Origin of the sequence: Streptomyces sp. NPDC050759, from assembly GCF_044456945.1 — a bacterium.
In the GTDB taxonomy this organism is placed as follows: domain Bacteria; phylum Actinomycetota; class Actinomycetes; order Streptomycetales; family Streptomycetaceae; genus Streptomyces.
This window is the reverse complement of sequence record NZ_JBITGI010000002.1, coordinates 922294-931686: the sequence shown is the minus strand read 5'-3', so window position 1 is coordinate 931686 and position 9393 is coordinate 922294. Positions and strand designations below refer to the sequence as shown.

The window sequence follows — 9393 nt, the reverse complement described above, 5'->3', positions numbered from 1 at the left end:
GAACACTGGCACGGCGCCGCCCCCGACCGCTTCATGGAACACATCGCCCTGTGGGAGGGCACGGGCGACGACACCCCCGAGACCACGTGGGCCGAGCCGGTCACCGACCAGCAGTACAACGGCCCCCGCACCCGCGCCCAGTAGCCCCGGCCCCTCCATCACGCCGCCCGGGCCATAGGCTCCCGCCGCACCCCGTTCCCCGATCGGCCTCGACCTCGGAGCCCGCACGCCCGAGGAGACGGCCGTCTCCCTCACCGCGGAGATCATCACCCGGGCCCACCAGGGCACGAGGCGACCCCTGACCGGGACCCCCGGCCCAACCCCCAGGGCATCAGCCTGACCTGTATGTTTCCCATCGGGCTTCTCCAGAGCCCCTCGACCAGGTGACCCCGGGAGGCCGGCCCCATGAGGATCTCGCAGCGTGCCCAGTCCGTCGCGCCGTTCTACGCCATGGAGTTCGGCAAGCACGCCGCGGCGCTGGAGGCCGAGGGGCACCGCGTCGTCAAGCTCAGTCTCGGGGAACCGGACTTCGGGGCGCCGCCGGCCGTGCTGGACGCGCTGCGGGAGGCCGTGGGCAGCAGGCCCATGACGTACACGGGGGCGCTCGGGCTGCCCGAACTGCGGCAGGCCATAGCGCGGTTCTACGGCGATCAGCACGGCGTCGACGTCGATCCGGGCCGGGTCGTCGTGACCGCGGGGGCGTCGGCGGCACTGGTGCTGGGCGCCGCCGCTCTCGTCGATCCGGGGGACGAGGTGCTCATCGCCGACCCGTCCTACCCCTGCAACCGGCAGATCGCCGAGAGCTTCGGCGCCCGGGTCACGCTCGTGCCCACCAGCGCCGCGTCGCGCTACCAGTTGGACACGGCCTCGGTGCGGTCTGCCTGGACGGACCGCACCCGCGGGATCATGGTCGCGAGTCCCTCCAACCCGACCGGCACCTCCGTCCCGGCCGACGAGCTGGCGGCCATCTGTGAGCTCGCCCGGGAGCGGGACGCCTGGCGGATCGTCGACGAGATCTACCTCGACCTCGGCGATCACGACGTGCGGGGGCGGCCGCCGCGCAGTGCGCTGTCGTACGACCAGGAAGCCGTCGTCATCAACAGCTTCTCCAAGTACTTCGGGATGACCGGCTGGCGGCTGGGCTGGTGTGTCGTGCCCGAGGCGCTGGTGCCCGCGCTGGAGCGGCTGGCCCAGAACTACATGATCTGTGCCTCCACCCCCGCCCAGCACGCCGCGCTCGCCTGCTTCACGCCCGCGTCGCTCGCCGTGTGCGAGGAGCGGCGGGCCGAGTTCGGGCGGCGGCGGGCGCTGGTCCTCGACGGGCTGGAACAGATCGGGCTGCCGGTGCCCGTGCCGCCCGACGGGGCGTTCTACGTGTACTTCGACGTCAGCGGCACCGGGCTCAGCTCGTGGGAGTTCTGCGGACGCGCGCTCCAGGAGGCGCACGTGGCCCTCACACCGGGGCGGGACTTCGGCGTGGGGACCGCCGAGACCCATGTGCGGCTGTCCTACGCGGCCTCGGCCGACGCACTGCGGGAGGGGATCGCGCGGCTCGGCAAGTTCGTGGCCACGCTGGGCTAGACGTACGGAGGGGCCGGCCCGTGTGGACCGGCCCCTCCGTCATTCAGTCGATCAGACCAGGTCGAAGCGGTCCAGGTTCGAGACCTTGACCCACGCGTCGACGAAGTCCTTCACGAACTTCTCCTTCGCGTCGTCGCTCGCGTAGACCTCCGCGAGGGCGCGCAGCTCGGAGTTGGAGCCGAAGACCAGGTCGGCACGGGTGCCGGTCCACTTCAGCTTGCCCGTCTCCGCGTCGCGGCCCTCGAAGGCCGTCTGGTCCTCGGAGGTGGACTTCCACGTCGTGCCCAGGTCGAGCAGGTTGACGAAGAAGTCGTTGGTCAGGACGCCCGGCCGGTCGGTGAAGACGCCGTGCGCCGTGCCGCCCTGGTTGGCGCCGAGGACGCGCAGACCGCCGACGAGGACGGTCATCTCGGGGGCGCTCAGGGTGAGCAGGTTCGCCTTGTCGAGCAGCAGGTACTCGGCCGGCAGGCGGTTGCCCTTGCCGAGGTAGTTGCGGAAGCCGTCCGCGGCCGGCTCCAGCGCCGCGAAGGACTCCACGTCGGTGTGCTCCTCGGTGGCGTCCACGCGGCCCGGCGTGAAGGGGACCTCCACGTAGTAGCCGGCGTCCTTGGCGGCCTGCTCGACCGCCGCGGCACCCGCGAGGACGATCAGGTCGGCCAGGGAGACCTTCTTGGCACCGGTGTTGAACTCGGCCTGGACGCCCTCCAGGACGCGCAGGACCTGGCCGAGCTGCTCGGGGTCGTTGACCTCCCAGCCGCGCTGCGGCTCCAGGCGGATGCGGGCGCCGTTGGCGCCGCCGCGCTTGTCGCTGCCGCGGAAGGTGGACGCCGAGGCCCAGGCCGTCGACACCAGCTGCGAGACGGTCAGGCCCGTCTCCAGGACCTTGGCCTTCAGGGACGCGACGTCACCGGCGTCGATGGTCTCGCCCTCGGCCTGCGGCAGCGGGTCCTGCCACTGCAGCGTCTCCTCGGGGACCTCCGGGCCGAGGTACAGGGACTTCGGGCCCAGGTCACGGTGGGTCAGCTTGTACCAGGCGCGGGCGAAGGCGTCCGCGAACTGGTCCGGGTTCTCGTGGAAACGCTTCGAGATCTCGCCGTAGATCGGGTCGAAGCGCAGCGAGAGGTCGGTGGTGAGCATCGTGGGCCGACGCTTCTTCGACGCGTCGTGGGCGTCCGGGATGATCTCCTGGGAGTCCTTGGCCACCCACTGGTTGGCACCGGCGGGGCTCTGGGTGAGCTCCCACTCGTAGCCGAAGAGGATGTCGAAGAAGTCGTTGCTCCACTGGGTGGGCTTGGTGGTCCAGGTGACCTCGAGACCGGAGGTGATGGCGTCGCCGCCCTTGCCGGTGCCGTAGGTGGACTTCCAGCCCAGGCCCTGCTCCTCCATGGAGGCGGCCTCGGGGTCGTTGCCGACCGCGTCGGCCGGGCCGGCGCCGTGGGTCTTGCCGAAGGTGTGGCCACCGGCGATGAGGGCGACGGTCTCCTCGTCGTTCATCGCCATGCGGCGGAACGTCTCACGGATGTCGCGGGCCGCGGCCAGCGGGTCCGGGTTGCCGTTGGGGCCCTCGGGGTTGACGTAGATGAGGCCCATCTGGACCGCGCCGAGCGGGTTCTCCAGCTCACGGTCGCCGGTGTAGCGCTGGTCGTCGAGCCAGGTGGTCTCGGGACCCCAGTAGACGTCCTCGTCGGCCTCCCAGACGTCGGCGCGGCCGCCGCCGAAGCCGAAGGTCTCGAAGCCCATGGTCTCCAGGGCGACGTTGCCGGTGAGGATCATGAGGTCGGCCCAGGAGATGGACTGGCCGTACTTCTTCTTCACCGGCCACAGCAGACGGCGGGCCTTGTCGAGGTTGCCGTTGTCCGGCCAGCTGTTCAGCGGCGCGAAGCGCTGCTGACCGCGGCCGCCACCGCCGCGGCCGTCGCTGATGCGGTAGGTGCCGGCGCTGTGCCAGGCCATCCGGATCATCAGCGGGCCGTAGTTGCCGAAGTCCGCGGGCCACCAGTCCTGCGAGGTGGTGAGCACCTCGGCGATGTCCCGCTTCACGGCGTCCAGGTCGAGGGCCTGGAACGCCTCGGCGTAGTCGAAGTCCGCGCCGAGCGGGTTCGCCACGACCGGGTCCTTGGCGAGGATCTTCAGGTTCAGGCGCTCCGGCCACCACTGGCGGTTGCCGCCACCCTGGGTGGGGTGCGGGGCGCGCCCGTGCGCGACCGGGCAGCCACCGGTGCCCTCAGCCTTGGGGTCGGTGACGATTGCATCGGGGTTCTCAGACATGGAAGTCCTTCCGAACTGGGTGGATCACGGTGCTGAAATAAGCCTTTGGGGGGAACAGTCGGGGCACAGGCCCCAGTAGATGACCTCGGCCTCGTCGATCGAGAAACCGCGGTCGTCGGAAGCTGTCAGGCAGGGCGCGTGACCGACGGCACAGTCGACGTCGACGACGGACCCGCACGACCGGCAGACCAGGTGATGGTGGTTGTCCCCGACCCGTCCCTCGAACCGCGCCGGGCTGCCGGGCGGCTCCAGGCGGCGCACGAGACCCGCCGCGGTGAGCGAGTGCAGGGCCTCGTACACGGCCTGGAGGGATATGTGGCCGAGACGGTCGCGCACTCCCGTGGCGATCGCGTCGGCCGCGAGGTGGTCACCGGCCCGGACGGTCTCGAGCAGTGCGACGCGCGCGGCCGTCACCCGCAGGCCGGCACCGCGCAGCTCGTCGGCGGTGTTCGGAAGCCGGGGGGCGGTCATGCGACCAACCTACCCCCACAAACACGAATGGTTCAAGAAATGGAACGGTTCCAAATCTGTGGCGCGTCGGATCGGGCCCCTCCGGTGCGCGAAGGCGCTCACAACACTGGCCGGTGAGGTGTGCGGGCGGTGTAACCCCTGATGAACGGCTCGGGAGACATCTGTGTAATGGGCATTTCGTACGGTCGGTGAGATCGCATCGGTTGAGCTCAGGGAGGCGTGCCCGTGGTGCGGACGGTCTGCTCGTACTGCGGTGTGGGCTGCGGCCTGGTCCTCGACATCGGCATGGGCCCGGACGGACGGCGTACGGTCCTGAAGGCGTCCGGGGACAAGGAGCACCCCGCCAACTTCGGCAAGCTCTGCACCAAGGGCGCCACCACCGCCGACCTGCTCGCCGCGCCCGGGCGGCTGACCACGGCCCTGGTCCGGCCCGAGCGGGGCGAGGAGCCGGTGCCACAGGCCGTCGGCGCGGCGATCACCGAGACGGCCCGGCGGCTGCGGGAGATCATCGACGAGCACGGCCCCGACGCGGTCTCGCTCTACGTCTCCGGCCAGATGAGCCTGGAGGCGCAGTACCTGGCGAACAAGCTCGCCAAGGGCTTCGTACGCACCAACCAGATCGAGTCGAACTCCCGGCTGTGCATGGCCAGCGCCGGCACCGGCTACAAGCTGTCGCTCGGGGCGGACGGCCCGCCCGGCTCGTACCAGGACTTCGAGAAGGCCGACCTGTTCTTCGTCATCGGCTCCAACATGGCCGACTGCCATCCCATCCTGTTCCTCAGGATGATGGAGCGGGTGAAGTCGGCGGGCGCCAAGGTGATCGTCGTCGATCCGCGGCGCACCGCCACGGCCGCGAAGGCGGACCTGTTCCTGCAGATCAAGCCGGGTGCCGACCTCGCGCTGCTGAACGGCCTGCTGCACCTGCTGCACGCCGAGGGCCACATCGACCCCGGGTTCATCGCCGCCCACACCGAGGGCTGGGAGGCCATGCCGGAGTTCCTCGCGGACTACTCACCCGCCGCGGTGGCCGAGATGACGGGCCTCGCCGAGGAGGACATCCGGGAGGCGGCGAGGCTCATCGGATCGGCCGGTGAGTGGATGAGCCTGTGGACCATGGGACTCAACCAGTCCACCCACGGCACCTGGAACACCAACGCCCTGATCAACCTGCACCTCGCCACGGGCACCATCTGCCGCCCCGGCAGCGGCCCCTTCTCCCTCACCGGCCAGCCCAACGCCATGGGCGGCCGCGAGATGGGCTACATGGGCCCAGGGCTGCCCGGCCAGCGGTCCGTCCTCGTCGACGACGAGCGGGCCTTCATGGAGGACCTCTGGGAGCTGCCCCCGGACACCCTGCGCGCCGACGGTGTCGGCAAGGGCACGGTCGAGATGTTCCAGAAGATGGCCGACGGCGAGATCAAGGCCTGCTGGATCATCTGCACCAACCCGGTCGCCTCCGTCGCGGGCCGCCGCACGGTCATCGAGGGTCTGGAGGCCGCCGAGTTCGTCGTCACGCAGGACGTCTTCGCCGACACCGAGACCAACGCATACGCCGACGTCGTGCTGCCCGCCGCGCTGTGGACGGAGGGCGAGGGCGTCTTCGTCAACAGCGAGCGCAACCTCACGCTGACCCCGGCGGTGGCCGACCCGCCCGGCGAGGCGATGGCGGACTGGCGGATCATCGCGGCCGTCGCGTGCGAGATGGGGTACGAGAAGGGGTTCTCGTACGACAGCGCGGAGGACGTCTTCGAGGAGATCAAGCAGGCCTGGAACCCGAAGACGGGCTGGGATCTGCGCGGGGTCTCCTACGAGCGGCTGCGGCAGACGCCGGTGCAGTGGCCAGCGGCGCGTCCGGACGGGCCGGACCGGAACCCGATCCGGTACGTGGGGGAGGACGGTTCGCTGAGGTTCCCCACCGCGAGCGGGCGGGGCGTCTTCTACGCCCGGCCGCACATCCCGCCGGCCGAGATGCCGGACGACGACTATCCGTTCGTCCTCAACACGGGGCGGCTCCAGCACCAGTGGCACACGCTGACCAAGACGGCGAAGGTGGCGAAGCTGAACAAGCTGAACCCCGGGCCCTTCGTGGAACTGCACCCTCAGGACGCGTCGGCCCTGGGTGTGGCCGACGGTGACTCCGTCGAGGTCGCCTCCCGGCGCGGCCGGGCCGTGCTGCCGGCCGTCGTGACGGACCGGGTGCGGCCGGGATGCTGCTTCGCGCCGTTCCACTGGAACGACCTGTTCGGGGAGTACCTGAGCGTCAACGCGGTGACGAACGACGCGGTGGATCCGCTGTCGTTCCAGCCGGAGTTCAAGGTGTGCGCGGTGTCGCTGACGAAGGTGGCCGTGCCGGTGACCTTGCGGGCTCCGGCGGCCGCGGTGGCTCCGGCTCCTGCTCCTGACGCTGCGCTGAACGTCGCTGAGGCTGTTCCCTCCCCGTCCACGGCCGCGTCCGTCTTCGGCCTCGACCCCGCCCCGCCGCCCGTCCTCACCGCGCAGGAGCGTCAGTACCTGGTCGGCTTCCTCGCCGGGGTCCCCGCCGGGGTGCCCGGGGTGCCGGTGCTGCCGCCCGACGCGCCCTTCAGCCCCGAACACGCCCTGTGGGTGAACGGCACACTCGCCGGGATGTACTCCCGGGCGGCGGCCACACAGCCCACGGCCACACTGCTGCGCCGTGAGGTCGTCATCCTCTGGGCCTCGCAGACCGGCAACGCCGAGGAGTTCGCCGCCGCCACCGCCGAGCGGCTCACCACCTCCGGCCACAGCACCTCCATGGTCGGCATGGACCAGGCAGACCTCGGCGAACTGCCGCCCGGCGCCGACCTGTTGCTCATCACCAGCACCTTCGGCGACGGCGACGCCCCCGACAACGGCAGCGGCTTCTGGGAGACCCTGGCCGACCCCGGCACCCCCCGCCTGGAGGGTCGCCGGTACGCGGTGCTGGCCTTCGGCGACTCGTCGTACGACGACTTCTGCGGGCACGGCCGCCGTCTCGACCAGCGCCTCGACGAACTGGGCGCGCTGCGGCTGGCCCCGCGCACGGACTGCGAACCGGACTTCGAGGACGCGGCGCACGGCTGGCTGGACCAGGTCCTGACGGCGCTGTCCGACACCCCGGGGGCCGACAGCGGGGTCACCCACGCGACCGACACCGGGCCCTCCGCCTCCACAGCGCTCCAGGCAGCCCCGGCCACGTCCAGGACGCCCCCCGCCGCCCCGCCCCGCCCGAAGAAGCCCGCCCCCGTCCTCGCCCGCCTCACCGGCAACCGCCTCCTGAGCCTGCCCGGCGCCGGCAAGGAGGTCCGCAGGTTCACCTTCGACACGCGGGACAGCGAGAGGCCGCTCCTCTACGACGCCGGGGACGCCCTCGGCATCCGGCCGCTCAACTCCGCGGAGCTGGTCGAGGAGTGGCTGGCGGTCACCGGCCTGGACGCCGGGGCCGCGGTGGACCTGAACGGCGTAGGAGAGGTCCCGCTCGGCGAGGCGTTCCTGCGGCACCTCGACATCACCAGGATCACCCCCGGCCTGCTCCGGTTCGTCGCCGAACGCACCCGTGACCCACGGGAGTTGAAGAAGCTCCTGCGTCCGGACAACAAGGACGAGCTCGCCAAGTGGGGCTGGGGCCGCCAGGCCGTGGACGTGATCACGGAGTACGGCGTGACGGCCGGCCCGCAGGAGTGGACGCAGACCCTCGGACGCCTCCAGCCGCGGCTGTACTCCATATCGTCCAGCCCGCTGACCGACCCGCACCTCGTCTCGCTGACCGTCTCCGTCGTGCGCTACGAGAACCTGCACGGCAGGCCCCGGCAGGGTGTCTGCTCGCCCTTCCTCGCCGACTCCGCCGCGGACACCCCGGTGCCCGTGCACGTCCAGCGTTCCCCGCACTTCCGCCCACCGGCCGACTCCGGTACGCCCATGGTCATGGTCGGCCCCGGCACCGGCGTCGCCCCCTTCGTCGGCTTCCTGGAGCAGCGCCGCGCTCTCGGCCACCGGGGCCCGAGCTGGCTGTTCTTCGGCGAACAGCACAGGGCGACCGACTTCTACTACGAGGACGAGCTGACCGGTTTCCTCGCGGACGGCACCCTCGCCCGCCTGGACACCGCCTTCTCCCGTGACCAGCGCGCGAAGGTCTACGTCCAGGACCGGATGCGCGAACACGGCCCGCTGCTGTGGTCCTGGCTCCAGGACGGCGCCCACTTCTATGTGTGCGGCGACGCCTCCCGCATGGCCAAGGACGTCGACCGGGCGCTCAGGGACATCGCGGTCCTCCACGGCGGCTTGGACGAGGCGGGCGCGGCGGCCTATGTGAAGCAACTCGCCACGGACAAGCGCTATGTGCGTGACATCTACTGACCCGGACCCGTGGGCGGAGCCCCGGCCACACGTGGGAGTATCGGTCGCCATGAAGGCGTCCCCGGCGGTTCGGAGCCTGCGCGCGGCGGTGTTCGCCGCGCTGTGCGTGCTGCTGGCCGCCGGGGGCCACGCACTGGCGACCGGGATGGCGCCGCCGGTGTCGGTGCAGGCGGCCGGGTTCGTGCCGATGTTCGTGGCCGGCTGGCTGCTCGGTGGCCGGGAGCGGTCGCTCGGCGCCATCGGCGGGGCGACACTCACGTCCCAGGGCGGCCTGCATCTGGCCTTCGGCGCGGCTCACTCGCGCCCTATGGGAACGCCGTACGGCATGGCAATGCACCACATGTCGGCGACGCACACGATGACTATGCACGGCCTGCGCATGGCCCATATGGCGGCACCGCACTCCCACGCCCTGACCCCGCATGCCACCACCGCTCACGTCGCGGCCGCTCTCCTGCTGACCTGGTGGCTCCGACGCGGCGAGGCGGCCCTGTGGTCCCTGCTGCGCCGGGCGGTCACCTTCGTACCGGGCCTCGTGGCCTGGTGGCGGGGGTACGGCGAACCGGTCGCCCAGGACCCCGTACGCACGCCCGCCGACGGCCCCTGCGCACCTCGTCCCCTCCTGCTCCGCCACACGGTCCACCGGCGCGGACCGCCCACCCCGATCCCGTACGCGATCTGACCCCTTCACCCCTTTCCTGTCAGTACGGAGATCCCTCA

Annotated in this window: 5 protein-coding genes and 1 pseudogene; 4 read left to right on the top strand and 2 right to left on the bottom strand. The window is 71.3% G+C overall.

The window, feature by feature from the left end:
* Together ACIBJB_RS09895 and ACIBJB_RS09890 are read left to right on the top strand one after the other, a co-directional pair.
* A pseudogene (locus ACIBJB_RS09895) lies at positions 1–144 on the top strand (cupin domain-containing protein); the annotation flags it as partial.
* 261 nt (positions 145–405) lie between these two features.
* On the top strand, positions 406–1581 hold the full coding sequence (locus ACIBJB_RS09890; RefSeq protein ID WP_398928371.1) for a pyridoxal phosphate-dependent aminotransferase: 1176 nt from the start codon (positions 406–408) through the stop codon (positions 1579–1581).
* A gap of 51 nt (positions 1582–1632) precedes the next feature.
* Here the strand turns inward: ACIBJB_RS09890 and katG are convergent, their stop codons facing one another.
* On the bottom strand, positions 1633–3849 hold the full coding sequence (katG, locus tag ACIBJB_RS09885) for a catalase/peroxidase HPI (RefSeq protein ID WP_398928369.1): 2217 nt from the start codon (positions 3847–3849) through the stop codon (positions 1633–1635).
* A gap of 24 nt (positions 3850–3873) precedes the next feature.
* A complete protein-coding gene (locus tag ACIBJB_RS09880; protein WP_398928367.1) occupies positions 3874–4320 on the bottom strand; it encodes a Fur family transcriptional regulator in 447 nt (148 codons plus the stop codon).
* A 285-nt stretch (positions 4321–4605) separates the two neighbouring features.
* Between ACIBJB_RS09880 and ACIBJB_RS09875 the strand changes: the two genes are divergently transcribed.
* Together ACIBJB_RS09875 and ACIBJB_RS09870 are read left to right on the top strand one after the other, a co-directional pair.
* On the top strand, positions 4606–8673 hold the full coding sequence (locus ACIBJB_RS09875) for a molybdopterin-dependent oxidoreductase (protein WP_398928449.1): 4068 nt from the start codon (positions 4606–4608) through the stop codon (positions 8671–8673).
* A 49-nt stretch (positions 8674–8722) separates the two neighbouring features.
* Entirely contained in the window at positions 8723–9355 is a 633-nt protein-coding gene (locus tag ACIBJB_RS09870; RefSeq protein WP_398928365.1) for a hypothetical protein, read from the top strand.
* The last annotated feature ends 38 nt before the right edge of the window (positions 9356–9393 follow it).